This window comes from Verrucosispora sp. NA02020 (assembly GCF_013364215.1).
Taxonomy (GTDB): Bacteria; Actinomycetota; Actinomycetes; order Mycobacteriales; family Micromonosporaceae; genus Micromonospora.
Genome location: NZ_CP054923.1, coordinates 3,910,945 through 3,932,853 on the forward strand (window position 1 = coordinate 3,910,945; position 21,909 = coordinate 3,932,853).

A 21,909-nucleotide genomic window follows, 5' to 3' on the forward strand; every position below is an offset into this window, starting at 1 on the left:
CTGCGCCACGGCAGCCGGTGAGGACGTGGCAGGATGAGGCGTGCCCGGTGATCGGACAGCGTCGATTGCGTTCGAGACGGTCGGCGTCGTCGCGTCGTCGCCGGACGAGGTCTACCGCCACCTGACCGACCCGCACAGCTATGTCGGCCTGTCGCCGCTGATCGTGGCGGTCACGGACGTGCGCACCGGCCAGGACGCCGACGGCCGCCCGGTCACCGACTACGTCGCCGTCGAACGGTTCCGGATGGTCGGTCCGCTGCGCTGGGACAACCCCATCCGGGTACGGATGGTGGCGACCCGTCCCGGACGCCAGATCATCAGCGACGTGCGGAGCCCGGGGTGGGTCCGCCTGCGCGCGGTGGTCGACCTGACGCCCGAGGCCGGCGGTACGCGGATCCGGGAGTCGGTCACCGCCGACGCCCCACTGCCGCTACGGCGTTTCGTGGCGGGGCAGGCACGTCGGGTCGCGGCGTACCGGGCGGCCGAGCTGGCCCGCCGCATGGCGTCCCGGCCCTGACCGCAGGTCCACCGCCGACCCGGGTCGCTCCTGGTCAGAGCGCCCCGACCCGCCTTCCCGGCCAGCCTGCCGGAATGCGTTCCAGCACCCCGCCCGCGAAGACGTCCCGCAACCCCAACGGCTTGAGGTGGACGTAGCCGATGTGGCAGTCGCAGATCGCGTTGCTGCACGGCCGGGGCGTCAACGCGGCCCGCCAGGATCCGTCGTACAGGTTGCCGATCGGCGTGTCGATGAAGTGGCAGCGGCGGACCGTGCCGTCGCCGAGCACGGAGACGGCGGTCTCCCCGGCGTGGCAGGGCCGGTCCAGGGACACGTGCGGGCGCACGCTGTAGCCGAAGTGCGGGTCCACCTCCGTCCACGTCGCCTCCTCGGCGGCGTCGTAGCGCCGCCCCTCGGCGGCGTTGACCCAGAGGTAGACCTCGTCGGGCAGCAGGGCCCGCAGCGCCCGCGCCTCGGCCAGGTGCTCGGGTAGGCCGACCACCCCGACCGAGTACCGGACACCCAGCTCGGCCAGGCGGGCACACCGTCTCAGGAACCGCTCCCGGGTGACCTGCCCGGGATGGTACGTGGTCCAGAGCGCGGCGGCGCGCGGATCGGCGTCGGCGAGCCAGTCCACCCGGGCCGCCAGGTTGGTCTGGATGACCACCCGCTCCACGTGCGGCAGATGGGACAGCGACACCATCGCGTCCCGGTACCAGCGTCGGGTCAGCCCCTCGCCCCAGGGCGTGAACAGCACCGACAGCCGTACGTCGGTGGTCGCGGTCACCCAGTCGGTGAACCGCGCCAACGCCTCCCGATCGGCGCGGAGCAGCTCCGGCGGGTCCCGACGCTTGGCGAAGGGGCAGTACGGACAGTCGTAGTTGCAGCTCGCCAGCGGGCCACGGTAGAGGATCGCCAGGTTCATCGCGGCACGTACCCGGCCATCGCGTGCTGCACCTCGGCGGAGGTCAACCAGGGGCCGACGGCGTCCGACCGGGCCAGGCCCGAGGGGGTGAGCCAGAGCCCGCCGTCGGTGGCCCAGCCCCGCTCGACCAGCCGGTCGAGCTGCGGGAAGTCCTCGCCCGGCAGGCGACCGAACCGGGCCAGGTAGGCGTCCGGGTCGACCCCGTCGACCCGCAGCAGCGACTTCAGCAGCCACCGACGGCGCTGCTCGGTGCCGTCGAGGTGGTACCCGAACTCGGCGTACCGGAAGTCGTCGGCCGGTCGGGCCAGGTAGTCGTCGAGCACCGCACGCACCTGCGAGACGCTCACCGCGTAGTCGAAGGAGTAGTGCAACGCGGTGGTGTACGAGCGGGCACCGCAGCCCAGGCCGACCATCCCGTCGTCCTGGCAGCAGTAGTCGGGGCCGTCCGGAGCCGGCACGTCGGCCCGACGGAACTGGCGCATTGACTCCTGCCGGTAGCCGGCCGCGCCGAGCGTCTCCACGGCCTGCCGGTAGAGCGCGAGGCGCTGCGCGTCCCAGTCCGCGCGGGCGTGCGTGCGTCGGCCCAGCCCGGTGAGCGGCCGGACGTAGAGCGGGTAGAGGTACAACTCCTCGGGACGCCACGCCAGCGCCGCGTCGAGGCTCTCCCGCCAGGTGTCGGCCGTCTGCCCGTCGATGCCGTAGATCAGGTCGATGTTGAGCACCGGGACGCGGGCGTCGCGGATCGCCGCCAGCGCCGCCTCCACCTCCTCGCGCCGCTGCGGTCGACCGGCGGCACGGGCCTCGACGTCGAGGAAGCTCTGCACCCCGATGCTGACCCGGGTGGTGCCGAACGCGGCCAGCACCGCGAGCCGGTCCGGCGTCGCGGTGGCCGGCGAGGTCTCCACCGACAGCGGTACGCCGGGCAGCCGCGCCCCGAGGATCGTGGTGGCGATGCCGAACAGCTCGGTCAGCTCGTCGGCGGTCAGATAGGTGGGGGTCCCGCCGCCGAAGGCCGCACGGGCGTACCCGGTCGAGCCGCCGAGCGCCTCGGCGGTCTGCTCGGCCTGCCGACGAAGCTGCCGCAGGTAGGCGGTGACCTGCTCGGCGGGCGCGTTGGCCCGGGTGAACAGGTTGCAGAACCCGCAGCGCATCTCGCAGAACGGCACGTGCAGATAGAGGAAGAGGGCGTCGCGTGCCTGTTCCCGCCACACGTCGGTCAACGACGGACGGGGGCGCAACGCGCGGTACGAGGTCTTGTGCGGGTAGGCGTAGAGGTACTGCTGGTACGGCGAACCGTCCAGGCCCACGTCGGTGCTGGTCACCATTCTCCAGGGTGCAGGGTGAAGTGCGCGTACGGGACGGTCCACACCACGTCGTGGCCGAACCGGTGGCCGGTGTGCCCGTCCTCGCCGTACGCGGTGCCGTGGTCGGAGCAGATGATCGTGAAAACCGGCCGCCCTCGGCCGCTGACCAGGCCGAACAGCCGCTCCATCCGGCCGTCCACGTACTCCAGGGCGGCGGCGTGGCTGGACAGGTCGTCGTCCTGCGCGCCGGGCAGGTGGTGCCGGTTCGGCTGGTGCAGGGCGGCCACGTTGAGGAAGGTGAACAGCGGCCGGGTCGGCGGCACGTCGGCCACCACCGCCGCCAGCCGGTCGAGTTGGGCGTCCACGCAGGTGGGCGACGTGACGCCGAACTCCGGCTCCCAGTGCGCCTCGCGGAACAACCCCGGCAGGACCGCCCCGAGCGGGCTCCGCAGGTTGAAGAAGCCGACGCCGCCCAGGCAGAGTGTGTGGTAGCCGACGTCGGCGAGGGCGGTCGGCAGGTCCGGGGCGTCGAACACCCACGTGTCGGCACCGGAGGTCTCGCTGCCCGGGAAGGCCGCCGCGTACAGCCGTTCGTGTCGACCCGGGGGCACCGGCGTGGGCAGGAACCCGGCGAAGAAGGCGTGGTGCGCGGCGTAGGTGAAGCTGGCCGGGGAGTGCCGGCGTTCCCACCGGCCGCCCGGCAGCGCCCGCGTCAGGTGCGGTGTCCGGCCCGCCGCCGCCAGCTCGGACGCCACGTCGTAGCGCAGCGTGTCGAGGGTGACCAGCAGCAGGTCGTGGCTTCCGATCAGGCTCCGCACCCGACCACCTCCGGCGGGACCGTGCGTGTCTGCCCGGGACGCCATCCGCCCTCGGTCAGGGCGTGCACCTGGGCGGCGTAGCTGTCCCGCCCGTCGACCAGCACCCCGGGCAGCAGGTCACCGAAGGCGTTGACCTCGGCCACCGCGTGCCGCCGCCATCCCAGCAGGAACATCAGGTCCACGCCGACGTGCAGCGAGTCGGGGAAGCAGGCGGCGACCCGCTCGCACGTCTCCATCGCCGCCGACCACTGCCGGGCACCGGCCGCCCGCCGCACCTCGTCGAGATCACCGCGTGCGTTGCCGAGATGCAGGTTGGTCAGCGGCCCCCGCGCCGACCGCACCACCACCTGGTGTGGTCGACCGGCGATCACCAGCACCCGCAGGTCGACCACCCGGTCACCGATCCCGGTCTTGGGCAGCCACCGCTCCACGTGCAGACCCTCCGGCGCGAGCCGGTCGACGATGGCGGCGACCTCCGCCTCGTCGGTGTAGCGGCGCAGCCGCAACGAGTTGAACAGCGCCTCGGGCGTGTGCTCGATCGTGGTCACCGCCTGCACCCGACCGGTGCCGACCGCCAACGCGATGACCCCGGCGGCCGAGGAGCCGTGCGCCGGCTTGACGAACACCCGACCCCAACCGGCCTGCGCCATCGCCGACCGCAGCTCGGCGTAGCCGCCGACCTGCGGCAGCGCGTCCGGCACCGGCACACCGGCCGCCGCCAGGCGCGCGTGGCAGCGCCGCTTGTCACAGAGCACGGCGACGTCCTCCGGCGGGTTGAGCAGGGTCGCGCCACCGGCGGCCACCCGGGCCATGCCGTCCACCAGACCGGCGTACGCGTCGGCGAGGCCGACCAGTTCGCCGTGCCGGGCGACGGTGGCCGACCGGCGCAGCAACCGGTCGACCCGGGCGTCCTCCCCGGGCGAGTCCACCCGCACGAGCGTGCCGGCCGGTGGCGGTGCCGCCCCGGTCAGCACGTCGCACCAGGGCAGCACCTCGGGGCGGGGCAGGCCGGCGGCCAGCACCGCGTCGCTGAACATCGACACCCGACGGTTGCCGGGATTACCGACCACGGTCAACCGCATGTCACTCCGCCACCGCGACGTAGCGGTAGCTCTCGCCGTCGTCCTCCTCCGCCTCCTGCACGTCGGAGATGTCCACCCGGACGTCCGGCAGAGCGGCTATCACGGAACCGGCGACCTCCTCGGAGAGGTAGTGGTGGTGCAGGTCCAGCACCGTCAGGTGGGTCAGGGGCTGACCGGCGAGCAGCGCCGCCGCCCCCTCGTCGCTCAGCGTGCCGTTGGACAGGTCCAGCACCTCCAGGCGGCGCACCACGGGCGCGGTCGCCAGGGCCTTCGCGACGTCGTCGGTGATCATCGCGTTGCACAGACCCAGCCGGCGCAGCGCCGGAAAGAGCTCGCCGGCCAGAAGCGGGGCGAGGTCCCCCATCTCGGTGGTGCCGCCGTAGTCGTCGGTGCCGAGCCACAGTTCGAGGTCGGCCAGCTCGGGCAGGTCGGAGTCGAGCACGGCGCCGACGAACTCGCGGGACAGCCCGCCGCTCTGCACCACCAACTCGCGCAGGTTGGCGTGCTGGACGGGGGAGAAGTCGAACTCCTCGCCGCCGCGTACCCAGAGCACCTCCAACTCCGGGTACGCGGTCAGCAGCGGACTGACGTCACCGACCTTCATCCAGGAGACCTCGCACTCCTCGAAGGTCATGTCCCCGAGGAACAGGGCCCGCAGGGCTGGCAGTCGATCGGCTGCCGCGCAGATCTGTGCGATCGGCGCGGGGTTGAAGGCCGCGTACCCCCAGGCGCCGATGACCAGCGACTCCACCGTCTCGCCGAGCTGCGCGACGAACCGCTCGAAGGTGGCGGCGAACTCCTCGGAGAGCGCGTCTTCCTGGTCGTCGTCGAACTCCGGACGGGTGACGCGCCACGAGACCGGGCCGGTCACGGTCGGCAGCGGCCCCTCCAGCGGAAACTCGACCACCGGACGGTCGGCGAACTCAGCGAGGTGCGAAGAGAACGTCATGCCCGATCACTCCCCGACCGCGGTGAAGCGGTAGGTCCGGCCGCTGTACACGTCCGGGGTCCGCCCCTCGGACACGTCCACGCGCACGCCGGGCAGGGCCGCCACGGCACGTTGCTGTGCCTGCTCGGACAGATAGTGGTGGTGCAGGTCGAGCTCGGCCAGGTGGGTCAGCGACTGCCCGGCCAGGAGCGCCGCGAGCCCGTCGTCGGTGAGGTTGCCCATCGACAGGTCGAGCACCGAGAGCCGGGGCACCACCGGTGCGGTGGCGACCGCCCCGGCGACCACGTCGGCGATGTCGGCGTTGCGCAGGCCGAGCCGTCGCAGTGCCGGCAGTCCGGCGCCGGCGAGCAGCGGGGCGAGGTCGTCGACGGTCGCGTCCCCGCCGTAGTCCGATCGACCCAGCCACATCTCCAGCAGCTCCAGATTCGGCAGGTCGCACTCACCGACCGCCCGCACCACCGTGCCGGGCAGGCCACCGGACTCGAACCGCAGCTCCCGCAGGCCGACGTGGCGAATGGCGTCGAGCCGCAGGCCCTCGCCGCCGCGCACCCACAGCGTCTCCAGCTGCGGGTAGGCCGTGAGCAGTGCGGTGATGTCGTCATGGGTCAGCCAGGAGAGCTCGCACTGCTCGGAGACCAGGTCGGCGAGGAAGATCGCCCGGAGCCCGGTCCACTGCGACGCCGCGTTCACCAGGAGGTCGACCGGAAGCGGCCGTTCGTACGCCATGCCCCACTCGCCGATCACGACGGCGCGGACCGAATCGGCCGGAACCTCCTTGAGCATCGCCTCGACCAGCGCGACGAACTCCTCGGGCTCCGGCTCGTCGTCGAGATCCCCCACCTCGAGCCGCCAGGCCACCGCCGACGGATCGGCCGGCACCTCCATCCCCGGCGTGAACGGGATCACCGGAAGACCGGCGAACGACGACGCGTGCGTTCTGAACACTCTGAGACCTCCGACCTGACCGCGATAGCGGCGAGACCGTAACAGGCCGCTCCGACAGCCACGTCCCGGCAGGTCACCCGACGTCCCCGGGGTGGGACGGGCTCCGGCCCGGCGGGGACCGCCGGGCCGGAGGTGGTGCTGTCTACGGGGTGTGCGGATCAGCTCGTCCGCACCGACCCGTTGACCTTGGTGTCACGGATGGTCGCGCCGACGGCGTTCACCGAACCGTTGACCCGGCTCTCCACGATCGAGACCACCGAGGCGTTGTGCGCGTGGATCGCGCCGTTCAGGTTCGAGTTGAACACGATCAGACCGGCACCCGGGTTGACCTTGATGGCGCCGTTCTGGGTGACCCCGTCCATGCAGGTGATGCCGGAGGAGATGGTCATGCTGCCGTTGTGCCGACCGCGCAGGACGGTGGTGCACTCCGGGTAGCTGGGCTGGGTCTGCACGTTCAGCTCGTCGAAGGCCACGACCGCGCGGGCGTTGTTCGTCAGCGGGTCGTCCAGCTTGAGGACGTCGAGTCCCTTCTGGATGTCGTTGGAGTAGATGTAACCGTTGTGGTAATACGTCGACCAGGATCCGCCGAGGATCCGGCGGGTGTCCGACAGCGGGCCCCGCTCCCAGAAGGCGATCTCGACCGGGTTGGCCGAGTCGGTGAAGTCGATGACCGAGATGCCGCCCTGGTACCACGCCTGGACCATGATGTCGCGGCCCATCGCCGGGATCAGCGAGCCGTTGTGCGCCACGCAGTTCTCGAGGGCGCTGTTCTCCCTCGGGATCTTGAAGTAGCTCTTGAAGACCAGTCGACGGTCGGCGCCGGAGCCGACGATGTCGTACAGCGCGTTCGCACCCTGGTTGGCCCGGTAGGCCGGGGTGCAGATGGCGCCGCTGCCGCCGCCGAGCTCGTCGGTGAAGACGACCTTGGTGCCGGCGTTGTTGAACGTGGCCGAGTGCCAGAACGCGAAGTTGGTGTCGCGCACCTGGCTCAGGACCACCGGGTTCACCGGGTCGGAGATGTCCATCAGGACGCCGTCACCCATGCAGGCGCCGGCGGCCAGGTCCAGGTCCGGGTAGGCGGTGATGTCGTGGCAGCCGCTGGTGTTGGTGTTGCCGCCGTCCGGGAAGAGGACCGGGGTGGCGACCACGGAGGCGCTGGTGGGGTTCGCCAGCGGCACGTCGATGATGGAGATCTTGTCGTGCGGCGGCTTGCAGTAGAACGCGTTGTTCGACGGGCTGTACGACTGGACGTACACGTAGACGCTCGTGTCGTCCTTGCTCGGCACCAGCGTCAGGGTGTGCGAACCGCAGTCGGTGCGGACCGACTTGATGTAGCGCGGGTTCGCCTTGTCGCTGATGTCGAAGATCCGGACGCCTTCCCAGGCGCTCTCCTGGGCCACCGAACCGGCGCTGCTGCTGCACGAGTCGTCGCTGCGGGGCGAGTCGACCGCAAGGAACAGCAGGTTCCCGTAGACCGACGGGTCACCCTGCGCTCCGACGCAGACGACCTGGCTGACCACCTGCGGTGAGGCCGGGTTGCTGACGTCGAAGATGCTGAACCCGTTGTAGTTGCCGGCGATGACGTGGTTGTCCTGGAACGCCAGGTCCGAGTTGTACGCGGCCTCGCTGGCGAACCCGCCGAACTTCGGGACGTTGGCGATCTGGGTGAGGTTGGGGCTGCTGACGATCTCGTCGACGGCCGGGATGGTGTTCGCGGCGGTCTCGGCGGCGCTGCTCGACGGCGCCACCGCGACACCCGCGACGAGAAGGGCACCTGTGGCGGCCAGGCTGATCGCCAGCCTCCGGTTCCCTCGTGGGGTCGGTTTGAACATGTAGGAACACCCTTCGTCAAGGATGAGCAGGGTTAGCGGAGGTTAACCCTGTGGTGGTGCTCGATCGTCGGCCATGTGGTCACGGTTTAGCAACACGACCGCCGATGTCTCGACGCAAACTGGCGCAGGTGGGGCTAAACGATCGTTCTGTCGATCGTGGGCCTCCCGTCGCAGCTCAGGCCCGCGCTACCATCCCGGCCAACGGTGAACGGCGGGAGTCGAGTTGTGCTAGGTGTGCGGATTCGTGGGCTGCTGCGACAGTCCCGCAAGCTTGTGCTGATCGAGTTGGCCGTACTCGCGGTGCTGGCCGTCGGGATCGCGGTGGCGGTGTCGTGGCCGGACAGTGGGCCCGCGCCGACGGCGCAGACGAACGAGCCCGCGCCGCTCGACCTGCCCGGCATCCCGGACGCCACCGCTCCGGTGCTGATGCCGGGCGGACCCGGTGAACCGGCGAAGACCCTGGCGGCGAACGAGATGTCACCGATGGCCCGGCCGCCGCACAACAACGCCGACACCCGCTTCGTCACGATGATGATCCCGCACCACGAGCAGGCCCTGGTGATGGCCAAACTGGTCGGTGACCGGGCCGAGAACCCGAACTTGAAGATCATCGCGGACCGGATCCTGGCCGCTCAAGACCCGGAGATCAAGACCCTGGAGAGCTGGTTGACCGACCGTGGCCTGGACCGCAACTCGGGCGACGGGCACCGGCACGAGATGGCCGGCATGCAGACGGCGGATGCGCTGAACCGCCTGACCGCGGCCCGGGGCGCCGACTTCGACCGGATGTTCGTGGCGATGATGACCGACCATCACCAGGGCGCCATCGCGATGGCGAACGAGGTCCTCACACTCGGCACCGACATCATCATCAACGAGTTCGCCAGCGGCGTCGTCGTCGAACAGGGCGTCGAGATCAACCGGATGCGCGAGGTGTTGACCGGCAGCCGGTAGCCGGGTCGTGGTCCCGCCCGTGCGACGTCCCGGGAGTTGTCGGTGGTCACCGATAGCGTCGGGTGGACGCCGACGAAGGGACCAGCCATGACCGAGAGCAGCCTGTCACCCGAGCGCGCGGATCTGCTGCAGGCGCTGCGTCAGCAACGCTTCTTCCTGCGCAGCGCCGCGCGGGAGTTGACCGACGAACAGGCGACGACGTGCAGCACGGTCAGCGCGCTCTGCGTCGGCGGTCTGATCAAGCACGTCGCGGAGGTCGAACGAGGCTGGGCCGACTTCATCGTCGACGGTCCGGCCGAGACACCGGACCACGACGACCCCGCCGCCCAGGAGCGCCACGCGCAGTCGTTCCGGCTGCTGCCGGGCGAGACCCTGGCCGGGGTGCTCAGCACGTACGACGAGGTCGCGGCCCGCACCGACGAGCTGATCCGGAGCCTGCCCGACCTGGATGCGAGCCAGCCGCTGCCCGAGGCGCCCTGGTTCGAGCCGGGTGCCCGCTGGTCGGCCCGACGGGTGCTGCTGCACGTCATCGCCGAGACGTCGCAGCACGCCGGGCACGCCGACATCATCCGGGAGGCGATCGACGGCGTGAAGTCCATGGCCTGACCCGGCGGCTCGACCTCAGCAGCGGTCTCCGCCCGCCACCCGTTCGCGCCCGGCCCGTCCAGGTCCGGCCCGTCGGCGTTTGGCCTGTCCGCGTTTGGCCTGTCCGCGTTTGGCCTGTCCGTGTCTCGCCCGTCCGCGTCTCGCCCGTCCGGCGGGCCGGTCCGCTCACGTTCGGCCCGTCTCCGCTCGGCCCCGGCGCGTCTCGCCCGTTCGCGTCCGGCCCTGGCGCGAGACGGTCGGCGCGGGTAACAGCGGTCCCGCCGCTCCGGCGCGGATGATCCGTTCGGCCACCGCCAGGTTGATCAACCAGCCGGCGGCGTGCAGCAACGCCCGGGTCAGCTCGCCCGGTGGTTCGGCGGCCACGAGCCACGGCAGGTGGGTCAGGAACTGGGTGCCGGCCCCCTGACCGATGGCGTACCCACGGATCATCCACGCCCGGTGCCGGCTGACGTCGCGCCGCAGGATCGCGCGGAGACCGAGGACGACGCACCCGGCCATCGCCCCGCCGAACAGGAGCCGCAGGCCGATGAGGAACGCACCGTCGATGGGCAGGAGGGGATAGAACGCGGCCATCCACATGCCGGAGAGCGCGGCGAGGAGACCGGCCGGCACCAGCAGCCGACCCGCGACGCGGTGCCATCCCGGTCTCCGACGTCGGAAGCCGGGCATGAACTGGAAGGCGCCCAGCAGGCAGTACAGGCTCGCCGTGACGATGTGCACCAGCACCGGCGCGGGGTCGGCGACGAAGCGGGCGTTGGCCGGCGTCACGGTCGGATGGCTCGACAGCTCGACGGTCCGGACGACCCCGGCGACCACCGGGACGAGGGCGAGCAGGATCAGGCCGGTGGGTATCGCCCACTCGTGTCTGCGGAGGAAGCGGTTCGTGGACATGACCCGATGCTCGGCGCGCGACGGTGTGCACTCATCGGTGCATGGGCTCGGGCCCCGTCGGTCCTCGGAGGGAGCCCCGGCTCGTCCTAACGGCGGTCGTGTGTCGGCGGGAGGAGCCAGGGAGCTACCGGCCGCGTACCCGGTGCGTCTCGTACGCCCAGATGGCGATCTCGACCCGGTTCCGGGCGCCGAGCTTGGCCATCAGGCTCGCCACGTGCGTCTTCACCGTGCTGAGACTGACGTGGAACTCGCCCGCGATCTCGCTGTTGGTCCGTCCCCGGGCCACCGCCGTGAGGATCTGCTCCTCCCGTTCGGTGAGCCGGTCCACCGGTTGTCGGGGTGGCGCGGCCGGTCCGGCGTCGGCGAAGGCGCGCAACAGGCGGGTGGTGACGCTGGGCGCGATGAGCGCGTCACCGTCGGCCGCGGCGCGCACCGCCTGGGCCAGCAGCGCCGTGCCGGCGTCCTTGAGCAGGAAGCCCCGGGCTCCGGCGCGCAGCGCGGCGTAGACGTACTCGTCGAGGTCGAAGGTGGTGATGACGACGACGGCGAGTGGATCTGCGACTCGGGGCCCGGCGAGCCGGCGGGTCGCCTCGATGCCGTCCACACCGGGCATCCGGATGTCGAACAGGCACACGTCGGGACGCATCCGCCGGGCCATCTCGACGGCGTGGTGACCGTCGGCGGCCGTGCCGACGACCTCGATGCCCGGCTGGGCGTCGAGGATCATCGTGAGTCCACTCCGGATGATCTCCTGATCGTCGGCGACGACCACCCTGATCCGCCGGTGGCCGTCGGCGGCGGACGGGTCCGGTCCTCCGGCCGCCGGCCGGGTCACGCGGGTACCCCGGCCCGAGGCAGGACCGCGTCGACGATCCACCCCTGCTCGGGACCGGGTCCGGCGGCACAACTGCCACCGAGCAGCGCCGCGCGTTCGACCATCCCGGCGAGCCCGTACCCGGATCCGGACGGTGGTCCGGCGGGGCTCTCGCCGTCGTCGCTGACACGCAGTCGTACCGAGGCGTCGTCCACCTCGACGCGTACCCGGATGCGGGTCGCGTGCCGTGCGTGCCGGCGGGCGTTGGTGACCGACTCCTGGACGAGCCGGTAGACCGTGCGGTCCACGGACGGGGTGATGCCGTCGGCGTCTCCGACTATCTGCACCTCCACCGCCGGGCCGTCCGGTGCCTCCGCTGCGAACCGGGCCAGGTCGGCGATGCGTGGCGCGGGCGACAGCGCGGCCGGTTCGTCGGTCCGCAGCACCCGGACGAGGCCGCGCATCTCGGCCAGTGCCCGCGACGCCTCGGCCTCGATGAGGTGCAACGCCTCGATCGCCGCCTGCGGACGGGTGGCCGCCACGGCGAGCCCGGCCTGGGCCCGGATCGCCATCGCCGACACGTGGTGCGCGACGGTGTCGTGCAGGTCGCGGGCGAGTCGTTCCCGTTCGAGCAGCGTGACCTGGTCCAGCTCGCGCTGCCGGGCCCGCGCCCGGTACCGTACGCTGCTGCCCAGCGTGGCGGCCGCGAACAGCACGACGAAGGCGGCGACCGTGTCCGCGGGACCGGCCTGACCGGCGGCAACCCACAGACCCAGCTTGCCGAGAACGATCACGCCGCCGATCACGGCCGCCCGTCCGGAACCCCATCGGAACAGCGCGTACACCAGCAGCAGGACGAAGACCAGGACATCCTGCTGAAGAGCCTGCCGGTCGGTCAGCAGGGGAATCACCGCGCAGGTGCCGAAGGCGAGCGCGACCATCGGTAGCGGTCGGGTCCGGCGCCACAGCACCGTGGCCGTCAGCGCCACCGCCACGGCCACCGACAGCGGTCGCCAGGCCAGCTCGGGCCGGACGAGCCCCTCGACGAGCGCCACCGGCACGAGGACCGCGAGCAGCAGCCAGTCCCGCCACACGCGCCTCGGCGCGTCGGGCGGGGCGGGCTCCTCCCACACCGAACGCAACAGACCCGACACGACTCCATCGTAGGAACGGGGCGGACCCGTCGGATCGGCCCAAAGTACGAGCGGCCGGAGCGGTCACGTCGCTCGCCCGTACAGTCGTGCCATGCCGGAGATCGTCGAGCTGCTGGCCTCGCCCACGCACCGCTACGTGGGGCGGCCCTCGGACGGGCCGGCGCCCGCGCCCGGCGGCGAGTTGGTCGACGAGATCCGGATCCGCGCGGAGCTGGGCATCGTAGGCGACCGGTACTTCGGCAAGCCGGCGCACCGTGGGGCGAGCGTGACGGTCATCGCGGTCGAGTCGCTGCCGCCCGGCGCGGGGCTGGCGCAGGTCCGGCGCAACGTGCTGATCCGTGATGTCGACGTGGACGGCCTGGTCGGCTCGGTGCTGGTGCTGGACTCGGGGCAGGGGCCGGTGCGGCTGCGGGTCAACCGGCCGGCGCACCCGTGCGCCTGGATGGACGTGACGATCGGGCCCGGCGCGTGGCGCGGACTGCGCGGCAAGGGCGGTGTGCGCTGCACGCCGCTGACCGACGGGGTGCTGCGGGTCGGCCCCGTCGACGCGCGGGTCGAGTGAGGGCTGCGTGCAGGCGCGGCGGCCTGTGTGAAAGGAAGGGCCCCCTGCTAACGCCTCCGGTATAGGAAGGGTCCCCTCCTTACATCCGGGCGGGCGCGGTCGGGGGAGTCTTCGCCGCTTCGCCGCTCATGATCATTATTGCTGGCAGGATCCAGATCATGCTCGCGTTGCGTCGCGCCATGACCACCTGGACCGTCTCGGTGCCCGTCGCCGCGCTGCTGGTGCTGGGGCTGACCTGGGACCGCAGGCTCACCGGCGTGATGGTCATCGTGGTGGCGCTCTTCCTGGCCGGCGCGGTGCTGGCGGCCGTGCACCACGCCGAGGTGGTCGCGCACAAGGTCGGTGAGCCGTACGGGTCGCTGGTGCTGGCGGTGGCGGTCACCGTCATCGAGGTGGCGCTGATCGTGACGCTGATGATCAGTGGCGGGGAGAAGACCGAGTCGCTGGCCCGGGACACCGTCTTCGCCGCCGTGATGATCACCTGCAACGGCATCCTCGGCCTGTCGCTGCTCATCGGCGCGTTGCGCCGTCGGCTGGCCGTGTTCAACCCGGAGGGGACCGGTGGTGCGCTGGCCACCGTGGCCACCCTCGCCACGCTGTGCCTGGTGGTGCCGACGTTCACCATCGGTCGTCCCGGCCCACAGTTCAGCCCCGCCCAGCTCACCTTCGCGGCGGTCGTGTCGCTCGCGCTCTACGCGCTGTTCGTGATGGTGCAGACCGGTCGGCACCGGGACTACTTCCTGCCCGTCGGCAGCGAGGGGGAGGTGCTGCCGGAGGAGGCGCACGCCGATCCGCCGTCGACCCGGCAGGCCATGGTGAGCCTGGGGCTGCTGCTGGTCGCCCTGGTGGCCGTGGTCGGCGACGCCAAGTCGGTCTCGCCGGCGATCGAGGCCGGCGTGGCCGCGGTGAACCTGCCCCCGGCGTTCGTCGGCGTCATCATCGCGTTGCTGGTGCTGCTGCCGGAGACGCTCGCCGCCGCCCGCGCGGCCCGCAGGGACCGCGTACAGATCAGCCTGAACCTCGCGCTCGGCTCGGCGATGGCCAGCATCGGGCTGACCATCCCGGCGATCGCGATCGCCTCGATCTGGCTGGAGGGGCCGCTGCTGCTCGGCCTAGGCGGGACCCAGGTGACGCTGCTTGCGCTGACCGTGGTCACCGGCGTGCTGACCGTGGTGCCGGGACGGGCCACCCTGCTCCAGGGCGGGGTACACCTGGTGCTCCTGGCCGCCTTCGTCTTCCTCGCCGCGAGCCCCTGAGGCCACGCCGCCAACCCTGAGGCCACGCCGGCCGGCCCCTGCGGCCACGCGGCCACGCCGGCCGGTCCCGGGGTCTCGCCGCGCCCGGCACCGAAGCATCTGGACGGTGTGCCGGTGAACCGGACCGGCCGGTACGGCGTACCAGACGGTGACGGGCGTGACGGTCCTACCGTCGGGGTACTGGTCCGGCGTCGAGGCGGGAGGCACAGGGTGCGGGTAGGTGCGGGGCAGCGTAGCCGGGGGAGGCTCGCCGGTCTGGCGGTGGCGCTGGTGGCGGCCACCGCGTGCATGGTGGAGCCGGTGGGCGCGCCGACCGGGCCCGCCGAGCCACCGGCCCCGGCGTCGCCGAGCACCGAGGTGACGCGCGCCGACGGCACCGACACCGTCGAGGAGTTCGAGCGGGACATGGCCGACGCCACGCGCCTGGCGGAACGGTACTGGGCCGAGTACTTCCGCGCCTCCGGCCGCTCGTTCCAGCCGATCCGGCGCATCATCCCGTACGAGCGGGACGGCGAGATCTCCTGCGGCGGGCAGGAGGTGCCCCGCAACAACGCGGTCTACTGCACCGTCAGCGACTACATCGCCTACGACGTCAACTGGTCGTTCCGGGCGTTCCGGCAGATCGGCGACGCGTTCGTGTTCTACCTGCTCGGGCACGAGTACGCGCACGGCGTCCAGACCCGCCTCGGCATCCGCTACACCTTCACCATCCAGCAGGAGTTGCAGGCCGACTGCATGGCCGGGGCGTACCTCGGCGACTCGGTACGCGCCGGCACGCTGACTCTCGACGAGGGGGACCTCGACGAGTTCACCGAGGGCCTGCTGGCCGTCGGCGACGATCCCGGCCAGCCGTGGTTCGCCGAGGGGTCGCACGGCACCCCGGAGCAGCGCTCCGAGATGTTCTTCCGGGGGTACGAACGCTCCCTGGCCGCCTGCGACATCGGTTGACGAAGGTCACCGTGCCGGGCGGCGCGCGGCAGACGGCTCCGGCGGGCTGGAAGGATCGACCGGGTACCCGACCCGAGGAGGATCCGGTGAGTAGCGCCCGACCGGCCGCAGTGCTCTTCGACATGGACGGCACGCTGGTCGACAGCGAGCGGTTGTGGGACGTCGCCCTGCAGGAGCTCGCGGAGAGCTACGGAGGCACCCTCTCCGCCGACGCCCGTCGCGCGATCGTCGGCACCGGGATGGCCGACTCGATGCGTATCCTGCACGACGACCTGCGCCAGCCGCACCGGGATCCGCAGGCGAGCGCCGAGTGGATCAACACCCGCATCCTGGAGCTGTTCCGCACCGGCCTGCAGTGGCGCCCCGGCGCGCTGGCGCTGCTCGGGGCCGTCCGGGAGGCCCGGATCCCGACCGCGCTGGTCACCTCCAGTGGCCGGGCCCTGGTCGAGATCGCCCTGGACACCCTCGGCCGGGACAGCTTCGACGTGGTGGTCTGCGGTGACGAGGTCGACTCCACCAAGCCGCATCCGGAGCCGTACCTGACGGCGGCGCGGCTGCTCGGCGTACCGATCGACGAGTGTGTGGCGATCGAGGACTCGGCGACCGGAGTGGCCAGCGCGGTCGCCGCCGGGGCGGCGGTGCTGGCCGTGCCGGCGGAGGTGCCCCTGAGCCCTCGCGACGGCGTACACCAACTGGAGAGCCTGGTCGCTGCGGACCTGGACCTGCTCGCCGCGCTGCTGAGGCGGGTGCCGCAAGGGCCGTCGCGGGCCTGACGCCCCGGACCACGGACGAACGACCGGGCCCCGGCACCATGTGGTGCCGGGGCCCGGTCGTCGTGCTCAGTCGTGGGCGATCGCACCCAGGACGTTGATCCGGGCGGCCCGGATCGCCGGCAGCACGGCGGCGATCACGCCGATGATCGCGGCCAGGCCGAGGAAGAGTCCCATCTGGCCCCAGGGCAGCACCAGCTTGTTGATCCCCTCGCTGCGCAGCGCCTCGACCACCGCGGCACCGAGACCGGCGCCGACCACCACCCCGAGCAGCGCGCCGAAGACCGAGATCACCACTGCCTCGACGGTGATCATGCCCATGGTCTGCGAACGCCGCAGGCCGATGGCACGCAGCAGGCCCAGCTCTCGGGTCCGCTCCAGCACCGACAGGGCCAGGGTGTTGATGATGCCGAGTACGGCGATCACGATGGCCAGCGCCAGCAGGATCTGGATCATCGTGAGCAACGTGTCGAGCTGACCGGCCTGCTGCTCCACGAAGGCGTTCAGGTCGACCACCGACACCTCGGGGCTGTCCGCCAGCAGCGTCTCGATGCGCGGCTGGACGTCGGCGACCGACGTGCCCGGTTCGAGCTGGATGAAGCCCTGGCTCGGCTGCGGCACGGTGAAGTTGCGGGCGACCTCCGTCGGCAGCACCATCTGCACGCCGGTGAACAGGGGAGTGTCCTCGAAGATGCCCGTCACGGTGTACGTGGCCGGCTCGCCCCGGGCAAGCTGCACCGTCGTCGTCGACCCGACCGACAGGTTGCGCGCCTTCGCGGTCTCCTCGCTGACCAGCATCTGCCCCGCGTCGATCCGGTCGATGTCACCGGCGGCGGCGGTGAGGCTGTAGACCTGGCGCAGCGCGGCCGGCTCGGTCACCGCGCCGACGAAGGTGCGCTCGTCACCGACCAGGGCCAGGTCGCCGTAGAGACCGTCGGCGACGCGTACGCCGGGGATCGTCTTGGCCTCTTCCAGCACCGCCGGGTCGAAGGTGGGCGGACGGGGACCGCTCTGCACCCCGGCGATCACCAGCTCGGCCTTGATGCTGTCCCGGGCCAGACCGCTGATGCTGCTCTTGGCCGAGTCCAGGATCACCGTGATGCCGGTGACCAGGGCGATGCCGACCATCAGCGCGGCGGCCGTGATCGCGGTGCGGCGCGGGTTGCGACCCGAGTTGAGCCGGCCCAGCTTGCCCGGCACCCAGCCGGCGAAGACCGAGCCGAGTGCCGATACCACCGGCTTGCTGATCAGCGGCGTCAGCAGGGCCACTCCGATGAACGTGAACAGCACGCCGCCGAGGATGGTGGCCAGGGTGTTGCCGCCCGCGTGACCACCCAGCCCGAGGAAGAGCAGGACGGCACCGATCGCGGTCACCAGCGCCCCGGCAACGGTGATCTTGGTAAGCGGACGGTCCGGGGTGGCCACGTCCTGCATCGCCGCGATCGGCGGGATCCGGGCGGCCCGCAGCGCCGGCAACAACGCCGCCAGCACCGTGATCACCAGACCGACCGAGAAGGCGCCGATCACCGCCGACGCGGGCATGCTCAACCCGGTCAGCTCCAGGCCGCCGGAGATGGAGCTGAACACGTACGCCAGCAACGCGCCGACACCGAAGCCGGCCGCCAGGCCGAGCACCGAGGCGATCAGGCCCACGGCGATCGCCTCCAGCACCACCGAGCCGATGATCTGCTTACCGCTGGCGCCCACGGCCCGCAGCAACGCCAACTCGCGGGTGCGCTGCGCCACGATGATCGAGAACGTGTTCAGGATGAGGAACGTACCGACCAGCAGCGCCACCGCGGCGAAGCCGAGCAGGATCCGGTTGAAGAAGGTCAGTCCCTCCTTCAGCCCGGCGGCGGCGTCGGCGGAGAGCTGCTCCCCGGTCTTGACCACGTAGTCGTCGCCGAGCGCCGCGGCCACGCTGTCGCGCAGCGCGTCGTCGGAGACGCCCGACGAGGCGGTGACCGTGATGTTGTTGAACACGTCCGGCTCGCCGAGCATCAGTCGCTGGGCCGTCGGGGTGGTGAACATGACCTCGTTGACGCCGCCGAGGGAGTCCCGGTCACCGCTGTAACCGAAGATGCCGACGATGGTGAAGTCCTGTCGGGGGCTGAGCGTGAGCACGCCCACCCGGTCGCCGACGGCGACCTTGCCCGCGTTCGCCAACGACTTGTTGATCACGATCTCGTCGTCGGCCCGGGGCTCGCGTCCCTCGCGCAACTGCACCAGATCGCTCTCGCCGACCCAGTTGCCACCGAGCTGCGGTGGCCCGAACGAGGCGACGACCTTGCCGTCGCCGCCGATCATCCGCGCGCCGTCGGAGACCACCACACCGGTGGCGTCGGCCACGCCCGGCACCGCCCGCACGGTCTCCACCGTGTCGGCCGGGAAGGGCGCCTGGACCTGTTCGCCCTCCATCTCGTTGACCGCGAGCTTCGGCTTCGCCGACACGCTGACGTCGACCTCCTCGTACGCCTCGGCGAAGAGTTGGTCGAAGGTGCGGCCGAGCGTGTCGGTGAGCACGAAGGCACCGGAGACGAACATGACGCCGAGCACCACGGCCAGGCCGGACAGGACCAGCCGGACCTTCCGCGCAAGGAGGCTCTTCAGAGTCGCCCGGAACATCAGCCGGCCACCTCGGCGGGCGTGTCCAGCTTCTTCATCGTGTCCAGCACCGTGTCGGCCGTGGGCTCGATCAGCTCGGAGACGATCTGGCCGTCGGCGAGGAACACCACCCGGTCGGCGTACGCGGCGGCGGTCGGGTCGTGGGTCACCATGACGATGGTCTGGCCGTGCTCACGCACCGAGTTCCGGAGGAAGTTGAGCACCTCCGCCCCGGCCCGCGAGTCGAGGTTGCCGGTCGGCTCGTCCGCGAAGATCACCTCGGGGCGGGCCACCAGCGCCCGGGCGCACGCCACCCGCTGCTGCTGACCGCCGGAGAGCTGTGCCGGCCGGTGGTCCAGCCGGTCCCGCAGACCGACCGTGTCGATCACGACGTCATACCACGCCGTGTCCGGCTTGCGGCCGGCGATCGACAACGGCAGCAGGATGTTCTCCTTGGCGGTCAACGTGGGCAGCAGGTTGAACTGCTGGAAGATGAAGCCGATCTTGTCTCGGCGCAGCTTCGTCAGGCCCGCGTCACCGAGACCGGTGACCGTCGTGTCGCCGACGTGCACCGTGCCCCTGGTCACCGTGTCCAGCCCCGCGAGGCAGTGCATCAGCGTCGACTTGCCGGACCCGGACGGGCCCATGATGGCCGTGAACCGGCCACGCTCGAAATCGGCGCTGACCCCCCGTAGCGCGACGACCTGGGCCTCGCCGCTGCCGTACACCTTCCACACATCGCTCGCCCGCGCTGCGGCCGGTGCCGACTGGCCTGTCGTAGCGGTCACGTCTCGTACCTCTCCGTCGGTGTCGAATCGCGCCGCCCCCGCTGGTCCGGCACGAGTCCATCTTCTGTGCTGCCCGACGCGGTTCCGTCCGACTCCGGGCGGAGACGAGGCGGATTTCCGGGTGCGGGTACCCCCTAAGCGCCGTCAGGGTTGCCCCCGATCCCGCGCCGGTCGGCCTCCCCCTCACGACCGGACGGGATCATCGTGCACCGTGCCGTCACGTGAGGGTCAACCGGTTTCCGTCACCGGCGGTCACTGTAGGTGACCAATGCAACGCGGACGTTACGCCCCGGGCCGGACCAGGCCCGACTCGTACGCCAGCACCACCGCCTGCACCCGGTCGCGCAGCCCGAGCTTGGTCAACACGTGCCCGACGTGGGTCTTGACGGTGGTCTCGCTCACCGACAGCGCGCGGGCGATCTCGGCGTTGGACAGCCCCCGGGCGACCTGCACCAGCACCTCCCGCTCCCGTTCGGTCAGCGTGCTGAGGCCCTTCGGGGGCGACGCCGCCGGATCGGGCAGGGACTCGGCGAAGCGGTCCAGCAGCCGACGCAGGATGCGCGGGGCCACCACCGCGTCGCCCGCGGCGACCGTGCGGATCGCGGTGACCAGGTCCTCGGCCGGTACGTCCTTGGCCAGGAAGCCGCTCGCCCCCGCCCGCAGCGAGCCCACCACGTACTCGTCGAGGTCGAAGGTGGTCAGGATCAGCACCCGGACCGGCAGCCGCGCGTCGACGATGGCCCGGGTCGCGGTCACCCCGTCCATCCGGGGCATCCGGATGTCCATCAGCACCACGTCGGGCAGCAGCCGGCGGGACAGATCCACCGCCTCGGCGCCGTCACCGGCCTCGGCCACGATGTCCAGGTCGGTCTCCGCGCCGAGCACCATCCGGAAGCCGGTACGCAGCAGCGGCTGGTCGTCGGCGAGCAGGATCCGGATCGGTCGGCGCGACGGCGTCGCTTCGGTCATGTCGTCCTCCACGTCAGCCGTCACCCGGACGCCCCGGCGTCCAGCAGGGTCTCCACCGGGATCCTCGCGTGCACCCGGTAGCCGCCGCCGGGCCGCGCGCCGGTGCGCAGGACACCACCGTAGAGGGCGACCCGCTCCCGCATCCCGACCAGTCCGTGCCCGACCCGGTCGGTGTCCGGGGACGGTCCCCGACCGGTGTCGGTGACCTCGACCTCCACCGCGTCGTCGGCGAAGCTGACCCGGACCTGCGCGGTGGCCGTGCCGGCGTGCTTGAGCGCGTTCGTCAGCGCCTCCTGCACGATCCGGTACACGGTCAGCGCCTCGCCCTCGGCCAGCGCGGCGGGTGCTCCCCGCACCGTCAGCGTCACCGGCAGCCCGGCCTCGCGCACCTGCTCGGCCAGCGCCTCGATGCCGGCGATGCCCGGTTGCGGGGCCAGGTCGGCCGCCGGCTCCGCCTCGGTACGCAGCACGTCGAGGAGCCGGCGCAGCTCCCGCAGGGTGGCCCGGCTGGTCTCCTCGATGGTGCCGATCGCCTCCTCGGCGGCGTTCGGGTCCCGCCGCAGCACCCGCCGGACCCCGGTCGCCAGCACCCCCATCACGCTGACATGGTGGGCCACCACGTCGTGCAGTTCCCGGGCGATGCGTCGTCGCTCGTCGGCGACCGCCTGTTCGGCCAGGGCGCGCTGGGTGGCCTCGGCGATCCGGGCCCGCTCCCGCAACGCCTGGGTGCTGGCCCGCCGGGCGTGCACCGCCCGGCCCACCGAGAACGACACGACGCCGATCAGGAGGTTGTTCGCCACCAGGTAGGCGGGATTGACCTGCGGCATGGTCTCGAAGGGCGTGACCGTGGTGACCAGCGCGACCGGCACCCAGAGCACCACCGCCGCCACCACCGCCGGACGCAGCGGCCGGTACGCGGCCATCGTGTAGGTGAGCACCACGAAGGCGAAGCCCTGTGTCGCGGGGGAGATCTCCAGCGTCAGCGGTAGGGCCAGGATCGCCAGCGAGGCCACCACCGCCGGCCACGGTGCCGTCCGGCGCACCACCACCGGTGCGGCGCACACCAGGCTCCACCCCAGCGCGGCGAAGAGCGGCCGGGGCCAGAAGTCCCGTGGCGTCAGCAGGGTGAGCACGACCTCCGCGACCACCAGCCCGACAGCCAGCAGCCCGTCACCGGCCAGCGGGTGCCGCCGCAGCCACTCCCTCGGATCCGTACCCACGCTCCGACGCTATCCGCCCGTT

The 21,909-nt window shown here is 71.8% G+C and carries 20 protein-coding genes and 1 pseudogene; 7 read left to right on the top strand and 14 right to left on the bottom strand.

Features of this window, described 5'->3' with window-relative positions:
- The first annotated feature begins 40 nt into the window (after positions 1–40).
- Entirely contained in the window at positions 41–517 is a 477-nt protein-coding gene (locus HUT12_RS16855) for an SRPBCC family protein (RefSeq protein ID WP_176093991.1), read from the top strand.
- Between the two features lie 34 nt (positions 518–551).
- Here HUT12_RS16855 and HUT12_RS16860 read toward each other — a convergent pair whose 3' ends face one another.
- The 7 genes and pseudogenes from HUT12_RS16860 to HUT12_RS16890 form a co-directional block, all read right to left on the bottom strand.
- Positions 552–1,421 (bottom strand): STM4011 family radical SAM protein, encoded by an 870-nt coding sequence (locus HUT12_RS16860; protein ID WP_131052896.1) that lies wholly within the window; start codon positions 1,419–1,421, stop codon positions 552–554.
- Positions 1,418–2,743: an STM4012 family radical SAM protein gene (locus HUT12_RS16865; protein WP_254876857.1), complete on the bottom strand. Its 1,326-nt coding sequence runs from the start codon at positions 2,741–2,743 to the stop codon at positions 1,418–1,420. The genes HUT12_RS16860 and HUT12_RS16865 overlap by 4 nt, the downstream gene beginning before the upstream one ends.
- Positions 2,740–3,543 carry an STM4013/SEN3800 family hydrolase gene (locus HUT12_RS16870; RefSeq protein ID WP_176093993.1) on the bottom strand — a complete coding sequence of 268 codons (804 nt, stop codon included), beginning with the start codon at positions 3,541–3,543 and terminating at the stop codon, positions 2,740–2,742. Before HUT12_RS16870 ends, HUT12_RS16865 begins: the two co-directional genes overlap by 4 nt.
- On the bottom strand, positions 3,531–4,625 hold the full coding sequence (locus HUT12_RS16875) for an STM4014 family protein (RefSeq protein WP_176093994.1): 1,095 nt from the start codon (positions 4,623–4,625) through the stop codon (positions 3,531–3,533). Before HUT12_RS16875 ends, HUT12_RS16870 begins: the two co-directional genes overlap by 13 nt.
- 1 nt (position 4,626) lies before the next feature.
- Entirely contained in the window at positions 4,627–5,574 is a 948-nt protein-coding gene (locus HUT12_RS16880; RefSeq protein ID WP_176093995.1) for an STM4015 family protein, read from the bottom strand.
- 6 nt (positions 5,575–5,580) lie between these two features.
- A complete protein-coding gene (locus HUT12_RS16885) occupies positions 5,581–6,519 on the bottom strand; it encodes an STM4015 family protein (RefSeq protein WP_217706019.1) in 939 nt (312 codons plus the stop codon).
- Between the two features lie 440 nt (positions 6,520–6,959).
- Positions 6,960–8,351 (bottom strand): annotated as a pseudogene (locus tag HUT12_RS16890) (LVIVD repeat-containing protein); the annotation flags it as partial.
- Between the two features lie 234 nt (positions 8,352–8,585).
- On the opposite strand from HUT12_RS16890, the gene HUT12_RS16895 reads away from it, so the two are divergent.
- Together HUT12_RS16895 and HUT12_RS16900 are read left to right on the top strand one after the other, a co-directional pair.
- Positions 8,586–9,305, top strand: a complete 720-nt coding sequence (locus HUT12_RS16895) for a DUF305 domain-containing protein (protein WP_176093997.1) — start codon at positions 8,586–8,588, stop codon at positions 9,303–9,305.
- Between the two features lie 87 nt (positions 9,306–9,392).
- Complete coding sequence (locus HUT12_RS16900; protein ID WP_131052888.1) at positions 9,393–9,911, top strand: DinB family protein; 519 nt, start codon at positions 9,393–9,395, stop codon at positions 9,909–9,911.
- A 165-nt stretch (positions 9,912–10,076) separates the two neighbouring features.
- Here the strand turns inward: HUT12_RS16900 and HUT12_RS16905 are convergent, their stop codons facing one another.
- From HUT12_RS16905 to HUT12_RS16915, 3 genes are all read right to left on the bottom strand, one after another.
- Positions 10,077–10,802: a DUF2306 domain-containing protein gene (locus HUT12_RS16905; RefSeq protein WP_131052887.1), complete on the bottom strand. Its 726-nt coding sequence runs from the start codon at positions 10,800–10,802 to the stop codon at positions 10,077–10,079.
- 124 nt (positions 10,803–10,926) lie between these two features.
- Complete coding sequence (locus HUT12_RS16910) at positions 10,927–11,637, bottom strand: response regulator transcription factor (RefSeq protein WP_255446607.1); 711 nt, start codon at positions 11,635–11,637, stop codon at positions 10,927–10,929.
- Positions 11,634–12,770, bottom strand: coding sequence for a sensor histidine kinase (locus HUT12_RS16915; RefSeq protein WP_176093998.1), 1,137 nt, complete (start codon positions 12,768–12,770; stop codon positions 11,634–11,636). Before HUT12_RS16915 ends, HUT12_RS16910 begins: the two co-directional genes overlap by 4 nt.
- A 91-nt stretch (positions 12,771–12,861) precedes the next feature.
- On the opposite strand from HUT12_RS16915, the gene HUT12_RS16920 reads away from it, so the two are divergent.
- From HUT12_RS16920 to HUT12_RS16935, 4 genes are all read left to right on the top strand, one after another.
- Complete coding sequence (locus HUT12_RS16920) at positions 12,862–13,332, top strand: molybdenum cofactor biosysynthesis protein (RefSeq protein WP_176093999.1); 471 nt, start codon at positions 12,862–12,864, stop codon at positions 13,330–13,332.
- 158 nt (positions 13,333–13,490) lie between these two features.
- Positions 13,491–14,588, top strand: coding sequence for a calcium:proton antiporter (locus HUT12_RS16925; protein WP_176094000.1), 1,098 nt, complete (start codon positions 13,491–13,493; stop codon positions 14,586–14,588).
- A gap of 210 nt (positions 14,589–14,798) precedes the next feature.
- Entirely contained in the window at positions 14,799–15,536 is a 738-nt protein-coding gene (locus HUT12_RS16930; protein WP_176094001.1) for a neutral zinc metallopeptidase, read from the top strand.
- Between the two features lie 110 nt (positions 15,537–15,646).
- A complete protein-coding gene (locus tag HUT12_RS16935) occupies positions 15,647–16,309 on the top strand; it encodes an HAD family phosphatase (protein WP_176095827.1) in 663 nt (220 codons plus the stop codon).
- 66 nt (positions 16,310–16,375) lie between these two features.
- On the opposite strand, the gene HUT12_RS16940 is transcribed toward HUT12_RS16935, so the two are convergent.
- The 4 genes from HUT12_RS16940 to HUT12_RS16955 all read right to left on the bottom strand — a co-directional run bounded on the left by HUT12_RS16940 (position 16,376) and on the right by HUT12_RS16955 (position 21,887).
- A complete protein-coding gene (locus HUT12_RS16940; RefSeq protein ID WP_176094002.1) occupies positions 16,376–18,931 on the bottom strand; it encodes an ABC transporter permease in 2,556 nt (851 codons plus the stop codon).
- Positions 18,931–19,698 (bottom strand): ABC transporter ATP-binding protein, encoded by a 768-nt coding sequence (locus tag HUT12_RS16945; protein ID WP_131054533.1) that lies wholly within the window; start codon positions 19,696–19,698, stop codon positions 18,931–18,933. Before HUT12_RS16945 ends, HUT12_RS16940 begins: the two co-directional genes overlap by 1 nt.
- Before the next feature lie 282 nt (positions 19,699–19,980).
- Entirely contained in the window at positions 19,981–20,667 is a 687-nt protein-coding gene (locus tag HUT12_RS16950; RefSeq protein ID WP_131054532.1) for a response regulator transcription factor, read from the bottom strand.
- 20 nt (positions 20,668–20,687) lie between these two features.
- Positions 20,688–21,887, bottom strand: coding sequence for a sensor histidine kinase (locus tag HUT12_RS16955; RefSeq protein WP_176094003.1), 1,200 nt, complete (start codon positions 21,885–21,887; stop codon positions 20,688–20,690).
- Positions 21,888–21,909: the final 22 nt, after the last annotated feature.

Bases quoted from the DNA above. Each gene is read 5' to 3' on its own strand.
- HUT12_RS16900 (WP_131052888.1), top strand. From the start codon at position 9,393: ATGACCGAGAGCAGCCTGTCACCCGAGCGCGCGGATCTGCTGCAGGCG.
- HUT12_RS16880 (WP_176093995.1), bottom strand. From the start codon at position 5,574: ATGACGTTCTCTTCGCACCTCGCTGAGTTCGCCGACCGTCCGGTGGTC.
- HUT12_RS16920 (WP_176093999.1), top strand. From the start codon at position 12,862: ATGCCGGAGATCGTCGAGCTGCTGGCCTCGCCCACGCACCGCTACGTG.
- HUT12_RS16950 (WP_131054532.1), bottom strand. From the start codon at position 20,667: ATGACCGAAGCGACGCCGTCGCGCCGACCGATCCGGATCCTGCTCGCC.
- HUT12_RS16875 (WP_176093994.1), bottom strand. From the start codon at position 4,625: ATGCGGTTGACCGTGGTCGGTAATCCCGGCAACCGTCGGGTGTCGATG.
- HUT12_RS16905 (WP_131052887.1), bottom strand. From the start codon at position 10,802: ATGTCCACGAACCGCTTCCTCCGCAGACACGAGTGGGCGATACCCACC.
- HUT12_RS16860 (WP_131052896.1), bottom strand. From the start codon at position 1,421: ATGAACCTGGCGATCCTCTACCGTGGCCCGCTGGCGAGCTGCAACTAC.
- HUT12_RS16925 (WP_176094000.1), top strand. From the start codon at position 13,491: ATGCTCGCGTTGCGTCGCGCCATGACCACCTGGACCGTCTCGGTGCCC.
- HUT12_RS16940 (WP_176094002.1), bottom strand. From the start codon at position 18,931: ATGTTCCGGGCGACTCTGAAGAGCCTCCTTGCGCGGAAGGTCCGGCTG.